This is a genomic window from Desulfosporosinus sp. FKB, from assembly GCF_002196705.1.
Lineage (GTDB): Bacteria > Bacillota > Desulfitobacteriia > Desulfitobacteriales > Desulfitobacteriaceae > Desulfosporosinus.
This window is the reverse complement of record NZ_NADJ01000040.1, coordinates 658,669-681,014: the sequence shown is the minus strand read 5'-3', so window position 1 is coordinate 681,014 and position 22,346 is coordinate 658,669. Positions and strand designations below refer to the sequence as shown.

The following is a 22,346-nucleotide window of genomic DNA, read 5'->3' as shown; positions in this document are numbered from 1 at the left end:
AGAAAGGTGAACCTGAGTGGAACTTCGTTTAGTTCTTAAGAATGCTGCCGCCTTAAGTCTGGCAAGTGTACTTTCAAAAGCTATCACTGCTGTTGTGGCCATTGCCGTTACCCGTTATTTGGGACCGGACATCTATGGGGAGTATAATGCTGCCCTGGCCTTTGTCAGTACGTTTATCCTTTTTGTAGATTTTGGCCTGAGCAACTATATGGTTCAGGAAGGCTCCTGCGATGAGAGTGTTTTGCCCCTTTATTTAGGAAACACTTTGGCATTTAAGACATTTACCTCACTGGCTATTTACGCACTCATGCTTATTCTGATGCCTGCCAAATTTAGTTTAGCGACCAGGGACATGGTTATTGTTTTTGGGGTGGCCAGTGCGCTAAATGCCTTAGACAGTTCGGTTTACAACTATTTTCAGGCTAAACAGCAAATGTATTATGCGGCACTGTACCAATTCTTATCGACGTTTCTCATCGGCTTACTGACGATCCTGGTGGTTTTAGGCAAAGGGAAAGTTGTGATGATTACCTTTGCTCAACTGGCCGCGACCCTGATCATTTCAATCTTGCTTTATATTCACCTGAGAAGAAGCATTCGCCTTAAGTTTAATGGACAGCTTCTGGTTAAGATGCTGAGAAAGGGCTTGCCCTTTGGAGCAGCGGCTATTTTTTTATATGTCTATTTCCAAATTGACATGTTCATGCTTACCTTAATGCGTACTAACCGGGAAATAGGAATTTATTCAGCGTCCTATCGCTTGATCGCTGTACTCTTATTTATCCCGGGCATTTTGACCAGTGTGATTTATCCCATCTTGTTCCAGCTGGGGGTAGAGAGCCGCGATAAACACAGGGAAACCATCGAAAAAATCTTTAAGGTCCTCAGCGCCGTGGGGATTCCGGGCAGTGTGCTGCTGTTTGTTTTAGCCAACCCTTTATTATCCTGGCTTTACAGTCATCGCTATCAGGAATCAATTCCCATTATGATGATTCTTTGTTGGTTTTTCGCCCTTGAATGCCTGAGCTTCTCCTTAGGTGATGTTTTAACGACAACCAACCGGCAATGGACCAGGGCCTGGATTCAGGGCGGGGCTGCACTTTTAAATATCGGGATCAACCTTTACGCAATTCCCCGTTATGGTATTTACGGCGCCAGTGTGGCAACACTTATTACAGAGCTGTATGTCTTTGTCATGTATTACGGAGTTGTCAGGTTAAAAGTCTATAACATACGCATCTGGCGGCAGCTGCCGGTTATTGTTTTGGCGTCCGCAGTTATGGCGGCAGTCGCTCATTTCCTGCGTTATCTCCATCCTTTACTTTCAGGAGGAATTGCAGGGATTGTTTATCTTGCAGTTTTGATCAGCCTGGATCGTGACTTTCAACGCATCGGCGGCTATGTTTGGCGTCGGGCAAAACAAGTTTTATAAATATGAAGTAAAAAGACAGCACAATCCAAAATAAATGATGGTAATTTGAAAATAGGTGTTGCCTTAGGGCAGGGATAGTTCGAATAAATTAGAATTGAGGTAAGAACTAATATGAAAATCATTACCGTCCTCGGTGCCCGGCCCCAGTTTATTAAAGCGGCACCTCTTTCCGAGACTTTGCGCAAGAACCATAACGAGAAAATTGTCCACACGGGACAACATTACGATTATCAGATGTCGGATGTTTTTTTTGAAGAATTAGGCATTCCCGAACCGGACTATTTTCTGGGAGTGGGTTCCAAACAGCACGGAGCTCAGACCGGGGAAATGTTAACTAAAGTGGAAGAGGTCTTACTGCAAGAAAAACCGGATTGGGTTTTGGTGTACGGGGATACGAACTCAACCCTGGCAGGGGCCCTGGCGGCAGCGAAACTTCATATTCCCATTGCACATGTTGAGGCTGGGCTGCGCAGTTATAATCGCCAAATGCCTGAAGAAATCAATCGTGTCCTGACAGACCATCTGTCAGCCTTGCTTTTTTGCCCCACAGACCGGGCTGTGGAAAATTTGGCCCAGGAAGGATTAACTGAAGGCGTCGTACGCACCGGGGATGTCATGGCAGATGCTCTTTATTATCACGCCCGGAGGGCTGAAGATCGCCAGCTGGGAGATAATCTGCGCTATCCGGAAAAATCGTATCTTCTGGCTACGGTTCACCGCGCCGAAAATACGGATAGCCCCGAGCACTTGCGAGGGATTGTGGAAGCCTTCGCCCGCATTGAGGGACAGATTGTTCTTCCCCTTCACCCCCGTACGAAAAAGCTTCTGCAGGACCATAAAATCTCCCTTCCGGGAAATGTTAAGCAGATTGAGCCCGTGGGCTATTTAGAAATGATCCTCTTGGAAAAAGGAGCAGAGCTCATTCTCACAGATTCAGGGGGAGTTCAGAAGGAAGCCTACCTCTGGCGGGTACCCTGTGTAACCATGAGAAATGAAACGGAATGGGTGGAGACAGTGCAAATAGGCTGGAATACCCTCACAGGTGCTTCTGCTGATAAGATTGCGGCGGCAGTTGCAAGTTATCGCCGGAATCCCTTACCCCCTTATCAAGAGAATCTCTATGGGAACGGCCGAGCCAGCGAAGAAATCGCAGCGGCTCTGGAAAAGCAAAGAAGGTGAGTTGGGTGAGCAGCCGTAACGAACTTGGAAAGATTGGGATTTTCGTAGCCGAGGAGTTGGAGAGAGTCTATCAGGAGCTGACAGCCCTGATGGGAATCCCCGCACCTGTATGGCTAAAGGCCCGGCAAGGAGGGCCTGAGGCTGAGTCTGAGACGGAGACTGAGTCTGTAAGTGAAACTGAGACTGAGACTTTTTTTGCTTGTGATGTTGTTATCGTAGACGGTATTTCTTTGGAGGATTTTAAAGCAGCAGGAACAACGCCATTAGCAGGGACAAGCCCCTTAATTATTGTTTGCGGACCAATTCAAGGAGAAAACCCCGGTCTTCGTCTTACGACCTTGCCTTTTAATCTTGGCCAAGAGGGAACACGTCTACTCATGGAGGGGCGGGAGTATAGGGAAGCGGGAGTAGAGGAGCCATCTCTTGATTTGATGCTTGAGACACTCCGCAGTGTTTTGCGCCAGGAAGTTAAAAACTATCTGGAACTTCCGCCGAAGCCTTGGGGCAATGATTACATTATGATTCTCACTCACGATCTTGACATATTAAGTCTCAGGGAAATGCCCGTCGCCCGCACGTTTTTAGGGTATTTTTACCGCAGTTCCCTTGTCAACTGGAAGCGTTGGCGATCCGGCAAGGTGACGACCCCGGAATTTCTCCAGACCCTTTGGGAAATGGTTCGCACCTTGGCGGCGAAACTTGGTATTGGCCGGGATGTCTGGCAGAGGGCCTTGCCGCTGCTCCTGGATTTGGAAAAACGCTTGAGCGTTCGCTCGAGTTTATATTTTATGCCTTTCCCGGGTAAGCCCGGCCTGCTGCCGCAAGCGCTGCAAGACGGCAAAAACCAAGGTGAGGCTGAAGCGGCCGCTCCTGCCAATCGGGCCTCTTTTTATGATGCTGCTAAACACCGCAGAACGATAACCCGCGTGGAAGAAGAGGGTTGGGAAGCCGGAGTTCATGGCATTGATTCCTGGCATTCGGCACCGGCAGCCCGGGCAGAGTATAAGAGAATTTCTCAGCTGACAGGACAGAAGGAACTGGGGGTGCGCATGCACTGGCTCTATTTTGAAACCCCTGCTTCTTTCCGGGCCATGGAAGAGGGCGGATTTTTATATGATGCTACCTTTGGCTATAATGAAGTTGTAGGTTTCCGAGCCGGAACTCTTCAGCCTTATCATCCCTTGAACTGCCAAACCCTATGGGAACTACCCTTACACATCCAAGACGGAGCTCTTTTGGCTGAGGAACACCTTGATTTAACACGGGAAGAGGCTTTTAAGCAAGCAAAACCGGTCTTGGCGTGGGCCAAGCGCTTCGGCGGAGCAGTCAGCTTGCTTTGGCACAATCAGAGTTTTACGGCGCCTCGTTTTTGGGGAGAAGTCTATGAACGTTTGATTGCCGAAGGGAAGCAGGATGGTGCTTGGATTGCCATTCCCCGCCAGGTGCTGAAATGGTTTGCCCTGAGACGGGAAGCTGAGGTAACCTTGACCAGGGAAGGATCAAAATGGCAGATTTTCTGTACTCAACCCGCAGGGGAAGCCTCTTATGGGCCAACAGATACTCCCCTGCCTCCTCTGCGAGTCCGGCTTTATCTGGATCCAGGCAGAATTAAAGAATGTTCTGTTGCTTATGAGGCAGGCGAAGGGTATATCGATATCCCGGCCCGGCCCCTGGTAACCTTAGAAGTGGAAGGAGATGAACCGCGGTGATGCTGGTTCTGCAATGGTGCTTTTTTCTTCTCAGTCTGGCCGTTGTCTTTTATTGCGGCTGGAAAAAGCCAAGCGCTTTAATCTCCTTTTTGGCCGGAGCCGTTGCCTTAGATGTCTCCATTACTTGGTTTCCCCCTCTCGGGGGCATCGGTTCCCAAATTAACAGTCTGGCCCGCCTTTTTACAGTAGGAATTATAGTGGTACTCCTCTGGTCTCTGGGGCGGGAACCTGAGAAACGCCGGGAATTAAAGAAGCTTTTGCAGCATCCTTTAACCATTGCCTTGCTGATTTATATCGCGGTCGGCGCTTTCAGTCTTGTCTACACGATCAGCAAAGCCGATACAATCATAGGTGTCATCCGGCTTCTGACCATGTTTTTGCTGTATTTGGGCGTTTACCTGCTGGCAGAAAAGAATACCGGTCTGCTCCCGCTGCAGGTTGTTCATTGGCTGGGTGTGGCTTTGATTCCCCTGACAATCTATGAAGGTGCCACGAAGCATTTTCTGTGGCGGGGGTATTTAGCCGAGGGAATGATCGCCCGGGTTAACGCGACCTTTGTCGATCCTAATATCTTTGCCCGTTATCTTGTTTTAGGAATTGTGGCCAATTTGCTGCTTCAATATATGTGCCAGGAGTCCCGCAAGCGGTTTCTCTACTTTGGAACACTCATAGGTTTATTAGGTGCCTTAGACATTACCTTATCCCGCAGCGGTGTGGTGACCCTGGTGGTTGTTTTGGTTCTATTGTGTCTGCTTATTCCCCGCAAAGGAATAGTTCAGCCTATTGGAGTGCTGGGGGTCGTCGGTGTCGTGATCGTGGTCCTCAGACCGACGGTTTGGGATCGGCTTTTGACCATCCGCAACGGCTTGGGGGCTTTAGATGCGCAGCGAGCCTATCTGATTAAGGTCTCTTTGGCCATGTTTCACGATCACCCCATCTTCGGGGTCGGTTTAGGCGGATTTCAGAAATCCTTTTTAACGAATTACCCGAGTTATAAGACAGTTATTCCTTATGTGCAGGGGGTGACTCTCTCGCATACAACGATCTTGACCATTACGGCGGAATTAGGTATAGTCGGACTGACAGCCTTGGCTTTAGTTTGGCTGGCTATTTTCCGAGACCTGTGGAAGCTGCGCAGGAGCAGACAAGTCGAGACAAATGTAAGCAGTACAGGTGCAGGATTTAACGGTACTAATCATAATCAGGTAAACTACCTGTTGGGTGTCGGCTATTTTTTATGGATTGCTGCCGTCTTTATCAGTTCACAGTCTGAAGCACGGTTTTTTGAAGATCCTATGATCTGGATCAGCATGGGAATGATGGTGCACCTGTTGGTGGGTAAAGTTGGGAGTGAAAATAGACGTGAGTTTAACGATACAGCCAATTGAGCGTGAGGAATGGGACGATTTCCTCAAAGGAATTACACAGGGATCGCTGTTTCACCGCTGGGAATGGCAGGATATTATCGAAATAGGTTTCGGTTTAAAGGTTAACCGGCTGGGCCTTTTCGATCAAGAAGGGGTCTTAAGAGGGCTGCTTCCTTTAGCAGAACGGAAGATGAGTCTCTTAAAGTTAGCCGGAAGTGCCTTGTCCGGTGCGGCAACTCCTCACGCAGGACCTTGGGGAGCGGTGCCGCTGCAGGACGTACTCCCGGCCCTGGAAGATTATTTGATGAAGAAACATATCGATTATGTCGAGGTTCGGCTTCCGGATATGGCGGGAAAAGATATTTTCGAAGAGCAGGGGTATACCGTCGAAGAATTATTGACGCTGGATCTGGCGATGCCCCATGATGAAGAATCCTTATGGGCCGGCCTGGAAGTACGCTGCCGCAACGCCGTACGCAAGGCGGAAAAATCCGGCGTCGCAGTTTTTGAACCGGCGACTTTGGAAGAATGGCTGGACCCCTATTATGAGCTTTCAGTCGGGGTTTATCGCCGCCAGGATAAAGAGCCGCCTTTCACCAAGGAATACTTCACAGCGCTATGGCAAAAACTACATCCGCCAGGAGATTTAGTCGTTTTGCTGGCTCGCTATGAGGGTAAGATAATAGCGGGAGGTATTTTTCCCCGGGACAAAAATGTCGCCTATTATTTAGACGGGGTATCCGATCGGGAATACAGTAAAGTGATGTCCAACAACCTTGTGCAGTGGGAATATCTCAAACGGGCCCAAGCCCTGGGGATTGAACTCTATGATATGGTAGGTGCCAACATTCCGAGCATCGCCAAATTTAAGAAAAGCTTTGGCAGCACAGAGCGCAACTATCTCTATGCCTACCGTAACCGGACTGTGGCGGCAAAACTCGGACGATCTGTATATGCCAAGCACAGTGACACGATTAAGAAATTCCTCAAACGCTCCTGATCGAGGCTCCCTTTGGCTAAGCAGGTGTGTCGTGTTAAAATGGAGTAAAACATTCACCAAGGAGTAAAAAAGGAGCGGCGTTCCGATTGCGTATTTTAATGTTAACACAATATTTTCCGCCTGAGTCCGGGGCAGCACAGGTCAGGCTTAAAGAAGTTGCCAAGGGGCTGCAGGCCAACGGTCATCAAGTGACAGTGGTTACAGCCTTCCCCAACCATCCCAGCGGCATCATTCCCCCTGAATATCGAGGGCATTGGCGAATGAAGGACGAGGTCGATGGCATTCCCCTTTGGCGGACCTGGATCTATCCCGTTCAGCGGGGCCGTTTTTGGAAACGTCTGCTGAACTATTTTTCCTTCGTTTTTTCATCCTTTTGGGGTCTAAGCAAAGCCGGAAAACAAGATATTTTGTTCTTTGAATCACCACCCTTATTTCTGGGAATTACAGCCTTAATCTATGGCTGGTTTACTCGTACAAAGATTATTATGAATATCTCAGACCTCTGGCCGGAATCAGCGGTGGCCCTGGGACTGGTCAACAGCCGCTGGATGATCAGTGCCGCCGAATGGCTTGAAAAGCTGCTTTACCGTCGGTCCTGGAAAATATCCTGTCAGACGGAAGGAATACGTTCTTCGTTACTGGAACGAGGCGTACCCAGCCATAAAGTTACTTTTTTACCGAACGGGGTGAACCTGGATCTTTTTGCTCCGCGGGAACGGGATGAAGCACTGGCCGAAAAATTGGGAATTCAAAAGGAAGACTTTGTTCTTATCTACGCCGGGACAATGGGTTACGCTCAGGGGTTGGAATCCGTGATCAAAACGGCGGAGCTCCTCCGGGAGGAACCGGGGATTCGCTTTTTATTCGTCGGTGACGGCACGGAGAAACCTATGCTGGAAGGTTTAGTCAAGGAAAAGGGCCTGGAGAAGGTAAGCTTTGTTGATTTTCAGCCGGTTCAGGAAGTGCCAAGATATTTTTCTCTGGCTTCAGCAAGTATTGTTCCGCTAAAAAAGAATAAACTATTTGAAGGAGCACGTCCTTCGAAAATGTTTCCCGCCCTTGGGTCGGAAGTTCCGGTGATTTATTCCGGAGAAGGTGAAGCAGCTAATTTGGTGTTATCCTCCGGTGGAGGCGTTGTTGTCGAACCGGAAAACAGTGCTGAATTAGCCCGGACGATTCTGGAATTAAAGCAGAATCCGCAGCGGCGGGAAATGGGGCAGCAAGGACGAAAATTTGTCCAAGAGCATTATGCCTGGAGGCAAATAATTGTTCATTGGCTTAGAGAGCTTGGCATATAAACGATACTTGAGATATAAACAATAACTAAGCGTTAATACCGTGGACTCTAGTATTTGTCCTTGATTAGGAAGGAGACGTTACAATGAATCAGCGATCTTCGGCATCCGTAGAGAGCCTTAGGTTTACCTACCCCCAGTGGCAGCTTGTTTTAAAACGGTTGTTAGATTTTGTGGTCGCTTTATTTCTCCTTGTACTTATATCGCCTTTTTGGCTTCTCATCGTCCTCTGGATACGGTCAGATTCCAAGGGTCCTGCCATATTCACGCAGACCCGGGTGGGTTTGCATGGGAAACCTTATACAATTTACAAGTTTCGCACCATGGTTCAGAACGCCGACGCCCTAATCAAAGACAAATTGGCCCAGGTCAAGGATCTCGAAGGGTTCGTCTTTCAGGAGAAAGACGACCCGCGAATTACGCGCAGCGGACGGTTTCTCAGAAAAACCAGTTTAGACGAGCTGCCTCAATTGCTGAACATTCTGCTGGGCAACATGAGTCTGGTCGGTCCGCGGCCGGAAGTCCCGGAAATCGCCAAACTTTATACGCCCCAGCAGCGGCAAAGGCTTAATGTTCTGCCCGGAGTCACGGGGCTGGCGCAAATCAACGGACGCAGTGAATTAACCTTAGGCGAAACCATGAACTACGACTTAGAGTACGTTCGGACTTGGAGTTTTTGGTTGGATTTAAAAATACTCTGGCAAACGGTTTTCGTAGTTTTCAGCGGGAAAGGTGCATACTAAGATCCTAAAATCCCGCATTTTTTATACCTACAAGAAGAAACGCTGTAAATACGCGATAAGAGAAACCACAGATTGACACAGATTTCACCTAAAGCTAAAGCCGGAACCGGGAGCTCACAAACAGTCGTACAGTTGCAGAACAGTACAGATTTGATGATTATATACGAAACAACTGAAAGGGGAGCAGCGAATGCCATTAGTTCGCTGCATCGCCTTTCTTTATTTTGCCATTTCTGGGATTGGGCTTTTAGGCCTTAAGAAGATACTCATAGAATCGTCACAAAAGAGACATTAAATGCTAAGAACTCCCTGTTATGATTTATATAGAATCCTTTCGGAAAAACAATAGACTATAGAGGAAGCTGCCTGATGCCAATAATCTATTATGTTTTAAAAGTTAACTTATGGTTACTTTTTCTTCTAATGGGCATGCTATTTCTTGAAAACAAGGTTAAATCTGTAAGCAAACGTAAGGAGTGTTTTGACCAGTGTTAAATAAAGAGCCTCAATATACGTTAGATACATCAGATATTGAGGTCGATATCTTAAGTCCTTATTATATTCCAGAAGTTGCTCAATTGTATGAGGAGGTTTTTAGTGATCATTTCTTAGGTCACATGGGTCAGGGATTTTTGAGACTCTTTTGTGCCCAATTCATGAATTCTCCCACAAACTATGGGTACGTGGCAAAAAACAAAGGCAGAATCATTGGCTTTGTCTTCGGGACAATCGATGGCCGGCCGTTTTCCCGCTTTTATCGCCAGAATTTCTGGAAGCTGGTCTTTTTAGTCATGGCGAGATACGTTAAAGATGATTACGTCCGTAAACATATCAAGAGCAGACGCAGCTATATTTCAGATGCTTTAAATTCCTTTTTCCGGCGGCGGCCCAGGAGAAGTAAACGTTCTCATGAACGCAGCTTGTTCACGCCGGCAAGAATCCTGGCTATAGGGGTTGTTCCCAGCTTTCGGGGTTTGGGTATTGCTAATCGATTAACCGGACATTTCTGTTCGCAAATGAAACAAGAGGGCATTAAGAAAGTTGGCCTTTCAACCTTACCCTGGAACGAGCGTGCCATTCGCTTCTACAAAAAAGATGGCTGGACTGTGGAAGAGAGTAATGATTCATCGGTAAGTTTTATGCGCTCCATCATTTAGAGCAAAATAGTAATAAACACGTTCAGGGAAGTTGAACATCGAGACTTCGAGGATGGAGAGTCTCTGTCCTTGCCGTTGCCGGTTTGCAGTACGGGGTATCGATCCCTTAGAAGTGAGATTTTTACGATTGGATATAAAATAGCCTGGTTGCCTTAGTTCGGAACTTAGTCGGACTAAGGCAATTTATTTTGTCTATTTCTAGAAGAATAGCCTTTCATCTTTAGCTGAACGAGTTCACTCTAGAGAAAATGCCTTCTTTCTAAGTATTTTTGTACTCTAGTCTATACTCGAGTTTTCTTTTTCCCCAGGAGGACTGCCTTAATTCTTGTCGAATATATGATGATGTATGAGTAAAGAGACAAGAATTAGGATTGGAAGGGGAAGAAGAAAGAATGTTTTGGCGCCGATACAAAAAGTTATTGGCCATTTTTATGGCCGCGCTCTTTTTTATGCAGCTGGTACCCGTCAGGACAGCTTCGGCAGCAGTAGATAAAACAGCATATTACACAGGAATCGGACAAAAACTGGAATACTGGGCAGACAAATACAATATCCCTCCGGTACTTTTGAAATCTATCGCTTGGATGGAAAGCGGCTGGAGACAATATGAACTCGATGACTCGGGACAGCCCATACTTGACCAGCCTTTAATCGGGAAGGACGGCATAGGAATTGGGATTATGCAAATCTCGAGTTACAGTTCCAGCGATACAGCGACGATTGACAAACTGAAAACCGATATTGACTATAACATAGAAATAGGCTGTCAATTACTTAATCAAAAATGGCGGGCTGCGCCTAAAATTGGCAACGGCGACCGCAATGTCCTGGAAAACTGGTATTTTGCAGTCTGGGCCTACAACAACTGGGGCTCGCGCAACAACCCGAATGTCAGCACAGGATCTCCGGCCTATCAGGATTCGATCTTCAGCCTCATGGGTCAAAAATACAACAGCGCAGTTACCTTTGCTCCCGGGGCTGCCAAGTACCCGGCAAACCTCCTGCCCTCTGTAAATCCACCCAATAATTCCAGTCGATACAGCACACCGGCCGAAACCCATACCGGTGACCTGAAGATTGATCAGGATCAATTGTTGGCGACGGGCGGCGGAAGCGGTGGTGATGCCGCGAATGGAGACTATTGGTTCAACTATGCCCGCTGGGCATCGTACTATGCCCTGGGTTTTTATAATACGGCTTATGACAGCTCCGCGATCGCCGATAAAACCGTTGTTACGCAGAAAATCCAAAGTGCTCAAACGAATCTTCTGGCTGAAGCCGATTCCCTCGTGCAGGAAGGGAAGGACTCCTCCGATGCCAGTGCCGCCAAATATTATTGGACGGTTCTCCAAGGACCAAGTTTGAATCAAGATGCTGCCTCCCAGGCTGCCACAGGCTTAAAGAATGCCTTGGGAAAATTATTGGATGAAGCCGACAACATGGTTCAGACGGGAGATGCTTCAGCAGCTAAAAGCGCGGTTCAGGACTATGAGACTGTTTTACAAGGCTCCAGTGTCGATGCCGACCTTGTTCAACGGGCAGACAATGGTCTTCTCACCGCCTATAATAAACTTTTGGACGAAGCCGACAAATTGGTCCTTGCAGGGACAACAGATGGTAAAGCCACTGCGGCGGGTTACTATCAAACAGTTTTGCAAGGCCCTAGTTTAGATGCCGGTCTGACAGAGCGTGCTCAAACCGGCTATCAGGCAGCCGGTGGTTCGGGTTCGGCAAGCTCCGGAACGACTCCGTCGTCAGGCTCAACCCCGGGTTCGACCTCAGGTTCAACTTCCGGTTCAACGCCGACTTCGCCCGCTGAGCCACAGCCTGCGGGTGCGGCAGTTACTCGTCTTTCTGGGACCCGTGCCGAAGATACGGCAATTAAGATCTCCCAGGAAGGCTGGGCCGATAATTCTGCCCCTGTTGTCCTTTTGGCCCGGGTCGACCGCTTCCAGGATGCCCTGGCGGCAGCCCCTTTGGCCAGAAAATTAAAGGCACCCTTACTCTTAACAGCCCCTGACGAACTGGAGAGCAACGTTTTACAGGAATTGAAACGACTGGGTGCAGGGACCAAAGTTTTTGTTATCGGGGGAGAAGTCGCCATCAGCCCCAACGTAACGGATGCCCTTACCCAGGCCAATTTGCCCTCTGAACGTATTTTTGGCAATTCCGCCGCCGATACCGCTGCGGCAATTGCCCGCAGAATGGGTCCCAGCACTCAAGTTATCCTTGCATCTGCCACAAGTTTCCCTGATGCCTTAAGTGCCTCAGCTCCGGCTGCCGCTTTGGGGATTCCCATTCTGTTGACGGAGAAAAGTACGCTGCCTGACTCGACACTGCAGCTTTTGCAAGATTATAAAGTGACGAAAACGATTATCGTCGGCGGGAAATACGCCGTTTCCACGTCCTTTGACAGCACAGGAGGCCCCTTGGAGAGCTACGGGCCGGTGCGCTTGGCTGGGGAGACAAAATATGATACGATGATCAAGATTGTAAACTATTTTCAGCAGGACCCAGCAACATTAGTTATAGCGACGGGAGAAACCTTTCCGGACGGACTGGCGGGTGGAGCCTTTGCTGCCGTTACGGGAAGTCCCTTGCTCTTAATTCCTCAAGGGGACTTAAACGCTGATACAAAGGCCTACTTGAAGGCTCAAAGCGGAAAAACGACCAAGGCTTATATACTTGGTGGAACAGGAGTTATCTCCAGTTCTAATGAGAAGATTTTAGAAGGTCTGCTGACGTCTTCCTGAATTAGCGGAGAAGAACGCGGAATTAGCGGAGAAGAACACGGAGGTTTGACATTCATTGGCACAGCAATATAAAAGGCTATGGATAACAGGCCTCCTGTTCTTCATAGCCTTAGGCCTTGAGCTTCTTTATATCAAATCCTATTCGGTACACTATTTTATCTCTCCGGATGGGTATCTTTACTCCAATATCGCTGAAAACTTTCTCCAGGGCAAAGGACTGGTGAACACTGCGAATTTCGCTGAAGGCGTTAATCATGTTGTCCAAGCTTTTCCTAAGACCCGGGACTATGTAGTAGGCCCGGTTTATCCCCTGCTTTTAGCCTTAATCTATGGAATCTTTGGTTTTAAAAGTTATGCCATGGTGATCGTGGTTCTGCATGGTGTGCTTGGAGCAGCCAGCGCGGTACTTGCTTTTAAAACCGGGGAACTTCTGTTTGGTAAGAGGTATGCCTGGATACCTTACGTCTTGACTCTCGGCTACCCCTTGTTTGCCTTCTGGGGGATGTATGTCTTAACAGAAACGACTTATGTTTTTGCCATTTGGCTGTTTCTCTATTGTTCGGCACGTTATGCCCGAGAAATCGGCCGGCCTAAAATGTCCACTCTTTTAATTTTGGGAGTAGTGATAGGAGTTTCTAATCTTGTTCGTCCCTTTCTTTTGCTCTATTTTCCGGTTATGGGATTTTGGATTTTCTGGATGAAAGGCTGGCGGCTGAAGCAAGCGCTGCGGGATTTTATGCTTATCCTGTTCATGACCGTCTTAGTCATGAGTCCCTGGTGGATACGCAATGAGTTAAAATATCACCAGTCTATATCTGTTTCCAATTATGGTTCCTACGAGTTTTATTTAGGGAATAACCCTCGCACGATCACAAATAGTTACTTTGTCATGGATCAGCCCAGCTATGACCCGGCGGTCAAAGCAAGGATTGATAAACTTCCTCTCCTGGAGCAGGAAAAGGAGTATAAAAGTCTGGGAGTCTCCTATATTGTCAGTCATCCGGTGCTGTTTCTGGAGCGCACCTTGGCCAAAGAAAAGAATCTGTTTTGGCAGCCCGTAAGTTCCCAAGAAGGGCAGGCTTATAAAATGAAAGGGGACTTCCTTGACAAGTGGTATCTGCTTTTAGGCTTAAGCGGGATTATCTTAAGTATCATCTGGCTGAAAAAATACAGCTTCCTTTTGCTTTATATCCTTTACTACAGCTTTATCGTGAGTATGATCACAGTCGTTTCAGGAGGACGTTATCGCCTGCCGGTGATGCCGGCGATGATTTTGGCGGGGTCCCTGGGTCTTGTACTGCTCCTTAAAGGAGCCGGGAAGCTGCTGGGAACACGGGGAAGAGCCCATGGGAGGTTGGCATAAACGATGTCGCGTGTCCAAATCGTCGTACTCATTATGAGCATTCTGGTCACAGGTTTTATTATCGAACAAGTACGTCTGCGCCGTCTGGCCGTTGAATATTCTTTAATTTGGATTGTTGCGGGCTTTGGCATGATCTTTTTCTCCTTATGGAGAAACGGGATCGAGTATTTGGCGAATCTCATGGGAATTTACTACGCACCCTCCGCGATTTTTGTAATTTTCGGGGTCTTGGTTTTTATTCTTTGTGTCCATTTTTCCCTGGAGATTTCCAGATTGAGTTCTACGAATCGTGTTTTGGTGCAGAGAATTGCTTTACTAGAAGACGACTTAAGAAATTTGCAGCAGAGTCCTCAGACAAAATCCCCGCAAATCAGGAAGCAGAAACAAGCAGCGGAAACGAGTCCGCATAAGGACGTGTAAAAAGAAGGTATGCAACGAATTTTAGCGATTGTTCCGGCATTGAATGAAGCCCGGAATATCGGCGCCGTGGTGGATAATCTAAAAAAAGTGTCCTCTTGGCTGGATGTTCTGGTCATCGATGACGGATCGACGGATCAAACGGCGGAGGTTGCCCGCAGTCATGGAGCAAACGTCATTTCCTTGCCTGTGAATCTGGGAATCGGGGGAGCAGTGCAAACAGGATTTCTCTATGCCGTTAAAAATCACTATGATGTTGCCCTGCAAGTCGATGGAGACGGGCAGCACCGGGCTGAAGAGATCCAGAAATTGATTGAGCCTATTCTCAGGGACAGAGCTGATGTCACCATCGGATCGCGTTTTTTGAGTAAAACGGCCTATAAATCCTCCTGGTCCCGGCGCATGGGAATCTATCTCTTAAGCAAAACGATCCAGTCCGTGGTGCGCAGGAAATATACGGACCCCACCTCGGGATTCCGCGCCTATAACCAGAAAGCCCTGCGTATGGTTTCGGCCCATTATTCAACAGACTACCCGGAACCCGATGCCATCGTAACCCTGATCAAAAACGGAGTAAGGGTCATAGAAGTCTCTGTGGAGATGGACGCCCGTATTTCCGGAAACTCGTCAATTACCCCTTTTAAAAGCGGGTACTATATGTTCAAGGTGAGTTTAGCCATCATTCTTAACTCAATGATGAGCCGGATCTGGCCCGAGTAAACAGAAACATCAGACTACTGAGCAGTCTGATGTTTCTATATAGGTACGAAGAGACTTTGTAATTTAATCCTAATAGTGCGAGTGCAAATTTTATAGCAAATATGTACTCAGATTTTGTCCCAAAAAGCCGCCACTATTTTATTCAGTAAATTAGTGGCGACTTTTCTCCTTTTTACCTGTTGCCGGCCACGGATGGCCGAGCCTTCATTCTCTTCTCTTAGCGCAAATACTGCTTAAGGAGCGGGAATATGGCGTTGGAGCTTGCAGGAGTGAGTGACCAGTTGAGTGACCAGGCTCCGATTCCGCCAAGACTATATTGGTTGAGCAGGGACAGTTTGGCGTTCCAGCTTTGAGCATCGTCGTAATAAACAGTGTGGGTGCCGGAAGAATCCGTGTAATTGAAATAAGGGATTTGCGAGGAATCTCTCTGAATGGGACCTTGCGCTAAGGCCTGAAGTTCGGCCATCCCGCCGGATTTTCGCTGATAGGTAGCGCTGCTTCCGCTGCCCGTAGTCCACCAGTCGTTGCCGTAGTACGGTATGCCGAGGAGCACTTTATGCATATCAACACCTTGAGCTTTGGTGTATTGCATAACCTTGTTCATCCAATCCAGAGGTGCAATGGGTCCTGGGGTTGAATGGCTGTAGTCATAGGTCATAACATCCAGGTAATCCACGTTTTGGGCTAAAGCAGAGTAATTAAATTCTGTCAGCCAGGACTCTGAGCCTGTGCGAGCCATAACCGCTTCAATGACCAACTTGTTCAGAGGGTGAAGTTTGGCATAGAGTTCATGCATAAACTGCGTAAGATAGGGCCCTGTACTGTCGCTGATCAGTTCAAAGTCGATGACAATTCCGTCAGAATTGGTGTTTTGGATTAAAGCGATGATCTTGTTTTCCAAGGCTGCCCGAGTTGTTGCTGAAGACAAGACTGTGTCTACGGTTTTAGGGGTCGACCAGCTTGACTGAATTACGGGCAGAACCTTAAGATCGCGGGCATGGACAGCGCTTGTGAATTGAGTATAGTCTGCCGCGGTGGCATCCCAGCCTCCGGTGACATTGCCATTGGCTGCGTCATCAAGGTAATACCAGCTCGGCCCGATCAGATCGGCGTAATCGGTAGCCGGTGAAGGAATTGATTGGAGCTGGCTGAGCATTCCCTTCGTCCCGCTGAGTGCACCTTGGGTAAATTGCAGGGAAATCCGGGGCTGCACAACTCCTGTCCGCAGGATACTTTCCATCTTGTAATTAATTACGCCCCACCCCCCCAGAATTGTAAAGGCAGTGCCGGAAGATCGTTTTTGATCGAGATAAGATGATGTATAAGAAGCTAATGGTTTTGAAGGAAACAAAAAGATGGGAGAATTCGTTTTTGCCGCCAGGGCCGCACCTGCTAAGGCATCGGGGAAATTTTCGCCTGTGGCAACATAGACATGGGAACTGTCATAAGGGAGCTGATTTAATACGATACTATTTGTTTCGTACTGATCATACCCGGCATAACGGGCGGTAACAGTAACCGGCTGCGGGAGTTTCGCCAGCTGATCTTCTACGGTTTTCTGAATAACGGCCGTTCCGCCGATCAGAGTGACCTTCTGGACACCCATTTGGGCAAGAGCTGAGACAGTTTCCGCAGGTAAGGAATCCGGACGCGTGAGCAAAATCGGTATCCCATGAGCTGCCGCATAAGAAGAAATACTTAAAGCATCGGGAAAATGTTCACCATTAACGATGAAAGCCTGGTCTGAGGTCGGAGTTGCCACACCTGCAATCGCTGCAGCAGTTCCATATTGATCTGTCCCGGCAAGACGTGTCGGAGTAATTCCCTGATCTTTGAGGGTTTGCTCAATAGAACTGCTCAGAGCAACGGTTCCGCCGAGAAGATAGACATTTTTTGTCCCCAGCCGTTTCAGCTCGCTTAAAACAGCAGGATCTAAATGATCGGATTCTGTCAGAAGCAAGGGTCCATTTACTTTATGCGCCAAAACAGATCCTGTGAGCGCATCCGGGAAGTTTTGACCTGTAGCGAGGACAGCAACAGGAGCTTGATCCCACCCAGCTTTGGAGATCTCTATGGCCGTATCATAGAGGGTAGTGCCATAGATTCGATCTGTGATGGAATCAGTAGAAGCAGCCTGGGCATCAACAGACTGAAAAGGGACCAGATTGGTCAAGAGGGCTACACCGCAGATAAGGGCAATGAGGCAGGAGACCATGCGTAATTTATGCTTTTTGGTGTTATATGGCTGATTGTGATTAGTTTGCTCAGATTTCCTTGTGAAGAATTTAATCATCTTCCCCTCCTTTGTTCATAGCTAAAATCACTAATTGACATTAAGTATTCGTGACAAAAATGAGAAAACCTGCCGAAATTTAGTTAAGTCCGGTTGCCAATATCCAAACAATCAGGGAAATTATAGGAGATTGTTTTCAATTCATGGCAAAAAAGAGAAAAGGAAAGTGCCGATTTTTGTCGAATACATGGTTAGCATCAATTCGTACATAAAGAGGTGGCAAATATTCGTATTAAAAAAAGTTTCTTCATTAATAAGGTTAAATATCTCTTTGTTCCTTTTTTAATAATAGGATTGAATGTAAGCCTTATGTCCGTGACTTTAACAGAACAAAACTATCTTACACCGGGAACGTCACAAACTCAAAACCAAATTCTAACTCAATTACCTGTGGCGTCTTCGGGGTCAATTACTTCCCCAAAACAAGTACAGGCTCTGATTCCTTCTCAATCAATAGCCAAGGATTCCAAGTCAGCAAGCTCTGTTTCCCCGCCCACCCCACAGATTGTCGTCTCCTTAGCTTCTAAAACCGATATTACAAAACTGGCCAAAGAATTTAAGGCCACGGTTTTGCGGCAGGGACCGCTGAATTTTGCGACGTTGGGGTTTGAGAAAACGGTCAACATAGCGGCGATGACCGCAAGCCTAAAAAAGGTTCCCGGGGTTCTCAGTGCCCAGGAAAATCACCTGCACAAGATAGCCGCAGCATCCCTGCCTGCCTTGCCCTCTGATCCCTATTTTAAGGATCAATGGTCTGTCGTGAACGGGGATGTTCAGGGAGCATGGGGTATGGGGGCGACAGGCAAGGGAATAACCATCGCCATCGTGGATTCGGGCATAGACCTAAACCACCCCGATTTGAAGGATAATATTGTCCCGGGGTACAATGCGATTACCCAGAGTGACGCACCTGGGGCGAATCAAGATGATAACGGACATGGCACCCATGTTGCCGGCATCGCTGCGGCAGAGAGAAATAATACAGGTATTGTCGGTGTGGCCTATCAGGCGAAAATTATGCCCATCAAAGCAGTGAATTTCGACGGAGATGGCTATGACGATGCTATTGCCAGCGGAATCGTCTGGGCTGCCGACCACGGGGCTAAAATTATCAATCTGAGTCTGGGCTCAGATGATGAGGCGTTCTCAGAGGTGATCGGCCAAGCGGTCCTTCACGCCTACAATAAAGGATGCCTGCTCGTCGCTGCCTCCGGGAACTACGATCCTTCCTCCGCAAAAAATCCCGGGGTCACGTATCCTGCCTCAGATTCGCATGTCCTGGCTGTTGCGGCAACAGACCAAAATAACGACATTGCTTCCTATTCGGCAACCGGTCCGGAAGTCAGTTTAGCCGCACCGGGGGACGAAATTACCAGCGATTGGTGGAGTTTGGCTGAGGGTTCCGGCTATGCTGATGCCAGCGGAACCTCGATGGCTTCGCCTTTTGTGGCCGGAGAGGCGGCTCTTGTCTGGGGGCAGCATCCTACATGGACACGGGACCAGGTTGTTGAGGCTCTGAAAGCCGGCGTCAAAGATTTGGGAACGCCTGGGCGGGACAATGATTACGGTTACGGTTTAGTTGATGTCACCCGGGCCGTAACCCTTGCCGCGCAAACCGAAGAAACACGTCCCTCACCGGCGGATGTCACTAGTTTGGGCGGCAGTGTTGAGGCGATTGAGGGGTCCGCTGCCTTAACGTTGTCAGTACCTGCGCAAGCCTTCGCAGCTTCAGCCAATGTTTCCCTGACATCAGTATCAATCCCGCAAGCCCTTCCGAATGAGGCAAGATTTCTAACGCCGGCCTTTGACGTCGAGTGGGGAAGCGAGACACCAAAGGAAATGCTGGCCTTAAATTGCAGCGATCCTTCCCTGGAAGGAATGCAAGACGCCGTTATTTATCATTGGGACGGCGCACGCTGGATCACCTTAGGAGGAGAGCTGCAAAACGGAGAAATCAATTTCGGCCTTTTTAAGCCGGGGATTTACACCGTGGGAACAATACAGGCCGCAAGTCAGTCAGTACAGCGTTTTGCAGGCACAACGGCCGAAGGAACGGCGATTCAGATTGCTCAGGCTGCCTTTCCCACCGGAGCGGATACGGTAATTCTCGCTCAAGCTAATCAATTTCCTGATGCTTTAGCCGGGGCGCCCTTGGCTTATAAGTTGCAGGCACCGATTTTACTGACCCCCAGCACCGCCCTCACACCTGATGTTCGCAGCGAAATCCAGCGCCTTGCTCCGAAAACCATCTATCTTTTAGGCGGTCCGGCTGCTCTTTCAGCGCAGATTGAGCTGGAGCTTCAGCGCACCTACACGGTAAAACGTCTTTACGGCTATACGGCAGAGGGTACCGCGGGGGCTATTGCAAAAGAACTGGGTACAGAAGGACGAGCTGTGATTGCCAATGTCAATCATTTTCAGGATACTTTGGCCATTTCCGCCTGGGCGGCGCGTCAAGGGGTTCCGATTTTGCTGACAGGCGCAGATGCTTTAGCGGAAGATGCTCAAACATCTCTTAAGGAACTTAAGGTTTCGCAGACATTGATCATTGGCGGAACTGCCGTTATAAGTTCTGCCGTTGAAGATCAGCTGCCTCTCCCCCAAAGAATTGCCGGAAATACGGCCTATGACACGGCAGCTGCTGTTTTGCAGACGTATCCGCCCAGTTCGTTGAAACTGGAATTAGCAACAGGGGAGAATTTTCCCGATGCTCTGACGGGAGCAGTCAGGGCAGCGCTGCAAGGTTCGATGGTCGTTCTCGTCCCGACCAAGTCGGAGCTGCCCTCCAGCCTGGTTACTCTGCTGACCTCGTGGAAAGGCAAGCAAATAGAGGCTTTGGGAGGAAAAATTGCACTGCCGGATGCTGTTGTGCAAAGCGTGGAAGCATTACTTCAGTAAGCGTGGGATAAAATACCATATTTTCTTGCAGGACATCGCTCATTAATAGCGAATTAGAAAGTATTTTGTAGAAAAGGAGAGGTCGTTAATGTGTCACATTTAAAATGGAAAGTTATAGGAATGGTGATTATTGCCTTCTGTTTCCTGATAGGGCTGCAAAATCCTGCTCAGGCATCTGAGTTAAACTTTACAACCACCAGGATTTCCGGGGCGAGGCAAATCGACACTGCCATACAAGTTTCTCAGGCAGGTTGGCAGCAGGCGGATACTGTCTTATTGGCGAACTGTGATCACTTTCCCGATGCTTTGGTTGCAGCGCCGCTGTCGCACGAGTTGGATGCCCCTATTCTTCTGACCCAGAAGCAGGGAGTCGATCCCTATGTCCTGGATGAAATTAAACGTCTGGGTGCTAAAAAAGCTATTCTTTTGGGAGGAACAGCGGCTTTAAGCACTCAAGTGGAAACAGACCTTGAAAATGCCGGCCTCGCTAAACCGGAGCGAATCTGGGGGCAGGACCAATATGAAACGGCTCAAAAGGTTGCCGAGCGTGTCGGGTCTAAAGGTCAGGTTATTTTAGTCAGCGGGGAACAATTCCCGGATGCTTTGGCCATTTCTGCTTACGCAGGTAAGACCGAGACCCCGATTCTCCTGACAAAAGCCACGACCATGCCAGAGGTTACGAAAGAAGAACTTACGGCCTTTCAGCAAAAGGGTGATACTCATACCATCGTCGTCGGCGGAGAGGCGGTGGTCTCTAGTTCAACACTGACCGGATTGCCGGATGTCCAGCGCATTGCCGGTGAAGACCGCTACGAGACTGCGGCGGAGGTCTATGACTTTACTCAAGACGATTTAACCGCCCCTAAAACATACATCGTAACCGGGGAGAATTTCCCCGATGCCCTGGCTGCCGGAGCGTTGGCCGCCAAAGAAAGCGCAGGGCTTATTATGACTCAAAAGAACACCTTGCCCGGAGCAACCTCTTCTGCTTTGTCCAAACCCACCGAAAATTCGACTTCTGTCGTCATTGTCGGGGGAACAGCGGTTATTTCCGATCAAGTCAAAGGAATGCTCGAGGGAACGATACCGCTTCCTTCCTTATTAGCAGGAATGAAGATCGTTGTCGATCCAGGTCATGGCGGCCCGGATACGGGAGCTATCGGCCCCTCAGGAACCTATGAAAAGAATAATACTCTGGCTGTTGGTCTTGATCTGGCCAGTGTCCTGCGAGCCGCAGGAGCACAAGTCATTATGACCAGAACTACCGACGTATCTCCGGCTGTCGGACAGTACTCCGAACTTTCAGACCTCCAGGCACGAACGAAAATAGCGAATGATGCCAATGCAGATCTATTTATCTGCCTCCATAACGACTCCTTCAGCAATCCAAGTTCAAACGGTACAACAACCTATTATAGTTCAGCCAGTTCCGCTGCCGGTCAATCTCAGACTCTTGGTAACAATATTCAGAGTGAATTGGTTAAAGAGATTGGTTTATATGACCGGGGAGTAAAGGATGCACCCTTTTACGTCATCAAAAACACGAAGATGCCGGCGGTTCTCATTGAGATTGGTTTCATTTCCAATCCTACGGAAGAGCAGCTCTTGGGATCACCGGATTTTCAGCAGAAAACAGCCCAGGGGATATATAAGGGGATTTTAAAGTACAAAGGATACTAGCTATTTCAGTAAAGACTAAAACGTAATTAAGCCAGATTTTACATCTCTGAAATCTTCTAAACAAATTTTTTATGGGATGTTAACAAAATTTCCACATTTGACATTAAATTTTGTGGTATACTCAATTATCTCATTGGTCATTTACGTATATTTTTTGGCTAATGGTGGAAAACTAATAGTTTTTAGTGTAAACTAGACTACATTGAGACAAAAGCTATTAAGTCCAGATTCGAAACCCGTCCGAGAATTGGGGTTTGGTTTGAAGAGACCTTAAAAAAAATTCGGACAGTAAGCAGGAATATTAGTTATTATGGAGAATACATATAGCTAATGTAGACCC

The 22,346-nt window shown here is 48.1% G+C and carries 15 protein-coding genes; 14 read left to right on the top strand and 1 reads right to left on the bottom strand.

Features of this window, described 5'->3' with window-relative positions; all coding sequences use genetic code 11:
• The first annotated feature begins 16 nt into the window (after positions 1–16).
• The 12 genes from B5Y67_RS24680 (at position 17) to B5Y67_RS24625 (ending at position 15,135) form a co-directional block, all read left to right on the top strand.
• Positions 17–1,432 (top strand): flippase, encoded by a 1,416-nt coding sequence (locus B5Y67_RS24680; protein ID WP_088229015.1) that lies wholly within the window; start codon positions 17–19, stop codon positions 1,430–1,432.
• A gap of 111 nt (positions 1,433–1,543) precedes the next feature.
• Positions 1,544–2,611, top strand: a complete 1,068-nt coding sequence (gene wecB / locus B5Y67_RS24675; RefSeq protein ID WP_088229014.1) for a UDP-N-acetylglucosamine 2-epimerase (non-hydrolyzing) — start codon at positions 1,544–1,546, stop codon at positions 2,609–2,611.
• A gap of 5 nt (positions 2,612–2,616) precedes the next feature.
• Complete coding sequence (locus tag B5Y67_RS24670; RefSeq protein WP_088229013.1) at positions 2,617–4,320, top strand: hypothetical protein; 1,704 nt, start codon at positions 2,617–2,619, stop codon at positions 4,318–4,320.
• Positions 4,320–5,708, top strand: a complete 1,389-nt coding sequence (locus B5Y67_RS24665; RefSeq protein WP_170932810.1) for an O-antigen ligase family protein — start codon at positions 4,320–4,322, stop codon at positions 5,706–5,708. The genes B5Y67_RS24670 and B5Y67_RS24665 overlap by 1 nt, the downstream gene beginning before the upstream one ends.
• Positions 5,683–6,687 carry a GNAT family N-acetyltransferase gene (locus B5Y67_RS24660; protein WP_088229011.1) on the top strand — a complete coding sequence of 335 codons (1,005 nt, stop codon included), beginning with the start codon at positions 5,683–5,685 and terminating at the stop codon, positions 6,685–6,687. Before B5Y67_RS24665 ends, B5Y67_RS24660 begins: the two co-directional genes overlap by 26 nt.
• Positions 6,688–6,773: 86 nt before the next feature.
• Positions 6,774–7,985, top strand: a complete 1,212-nt coding sequence (locus B5Y67_RS24655) for a glycosyltransferase family 4 protein (RefSeq protein ID WP_088229010.1) — start codon at positions 6,774–6,776, stop codon at positions 7,983–7,985.
• Positions 7,986–8,068: 83 nt separating this feature from the next.
• A complete protein-coding gene (locus B5Y67_RS24650) occupies positions 8,069–8,725 on the top strand; it encodes a sugar transferase (protein WP_088229009.1) in 657 nt (218 codons plus the stop codon).
• A 488-nt stretch (positions 8,726–9,213) separates the two neighbouring features.
• Positions 9,214–9,882, top strand: a complete 669-nt coding sequence (locus B5Y67_RS24645) for a GNAT family N-acetyltransferase (protein ID WP_088229008.1) — start codon at positions 9,214–9,216, stop codon at positions 9,880–9,882.
• A gap of 392 nt (positions 9,883–10,274) precedes the next feature.
• The gene (locus tag B5Y67_RS24640; RefSeq protein ID WP_170932804.1) at positions 10,275–12,635 is read left to right on the top strand and encodes a cell wall-binding repeat-containing protein; all 2,361 of its coding nucleotides are present in this window, start codon (positions 10,275–10,277) and stop codon (positions 12,633–12,635) included.
• A gap of 55 nt (positions 12,636–12,690) precedes the next feature.
• Positions 12,691–13,998, top strand: coding sequence for a glycosyltransferase family 39 protein (locus tag B5Y67_RS24635; protein ID WP_088229006.1), 1,308 nt, complete (start codon positions 12,691–12,693; stop codon positions 13,996–13,998).
• A 3-nt stretch (positions 13,999–14,001) separates the two neighbouring features.
• Entirely contained in the window at positions 14,002–14,418 is a 417-nt protein-coding gene (locus B5Y67_RS24630; protein WP_088229005.1) for a DUF2304 domain-containing protein, read from the top strand.
• Positions 14,419–14,427: 9 nt separating this feature from the next.
• Complete coding sequence (locus B5Y67_RS24625) at positions 14,428–15,135, top strand: glycosyltransferase family 2 protein (protein ID WP_088229004.1); 708 nt, start codon at positions 14,428–14,430, stop codon at positions 15,133–15,135.
• A gap of 217 nt (positions 15,136–15,352) precedes the next feature.
• On the opposite strand, the gene B5Y67_RS24620 is transcribed toward B5Y67_RS24625, so the two are convergent.
• Positions 15,353–17,428: a cell wall-binding repeat-containing protein gene (locus B5Y67_RS24620; protein ID WP_088229003.1), complete on the bottom strand. Its 2,076-nt coding sequence runs from the start codon at positions 17,426–17,428 to the stop codon at positions 15,353–15,355.
• 309 nt (positions 17,429–17,737) lie between these two features.
• Between B5Y67_RS24620 and B5Y67_RS24615 the strand changes: the two genes are divergently transcribed.
• Together B5Y67_RS24615 and B5Y67_RS24610 are read left to right on the top strand one after the other, a co-directional pair.
• Positions 17,738–20,326 carry a S8 family serine peptidase gene (locus B5Y67_RS24615; protein WP_088229080.1) on the top strand — a complete coding sequence of 863 codons (2,589 nt, stop codon included), beginning with the start codon at positions 17,738–17,740 and terminating at the stop codon, positions 20,324–20,326.
• A 90-nt stretch (positions 20,327–20,416) separates the two neighbouring features.
• Complete coding sequence (locus B5Y67_RS24610; protein ID WP_170932803.1) at positions 20,417–22,006, top strand: cell wall-binding repeat-containing protein; 1,590 nt, start codon at positions 20,417–20,419, stop codon at positions 22,004–22,006.
• Positions 22,007–22,346: the final 340 nt, after the last annotated feature.

What these genes read in the sequence shown, in the direction of transcription:
- B5Y67_RS24630 (WP_088229005.1), top strand. Translation starts at nt 14,002, where the DNA reads ATGTCGCGTGTCCAAATCGTCGTACTCATTATGAGCATTCTGGTCACA.
- B5Y67_RS24620 (WP_088229003.1), bottom strand. Translation starts at nt 17,428, where the DNA reads ATGATTAAATTCTTCACAAGGAAATCTGAGCAAACTAATCACAATCAG.
- B5Y67_RS24615 (WP_088229080.1), top strand. Translation starts at nt 17,738, where the DNA reads ATGTCCGTGACTTTAACAGAACAAAACTATCTTACACCGGGAACGTCA.
- B5Y67_RS24665 (WP_170932810.1), top strand. Translation starts at nt 4,320, where the DNA reads ATGCTGGTTCTGCAATGGTGCTTTTTTCTTCTCAGTCTGGCCGTTGTC.
- wecB (WP_088229014.1), top strand. Translation starts at nt 1,544, where the DNA reads ATGAAAATCATTACCGTCCTCGGTGCCCGGCCCCAGTTTATTAAAGCG.
- B5Y67_RS24650 (WP_088229009.1), top strand. Translation starts at nt 8,069, where the DNA reads ATGAATCAGCGATCTTCGGCATCCGTAGAGAGCCTTAGGTTTACCTAC.
- B5Y67_RS24625 (WP_088229004.1), top strand. Translation starts at nt 14,428, where the DNA reads ATGCAACGAATTTTAGCGATTGTTCCGGCATTGAATGAAGCCCGGAAT.
- B5Y67_RS24640 (WP_170932804.1), top strand. Translation starts at nt 10,275, where the DNA reads ATGTTTTGGCGCCGATACAAAAAGTTATTGGCCATTTTTATGGCCGCG.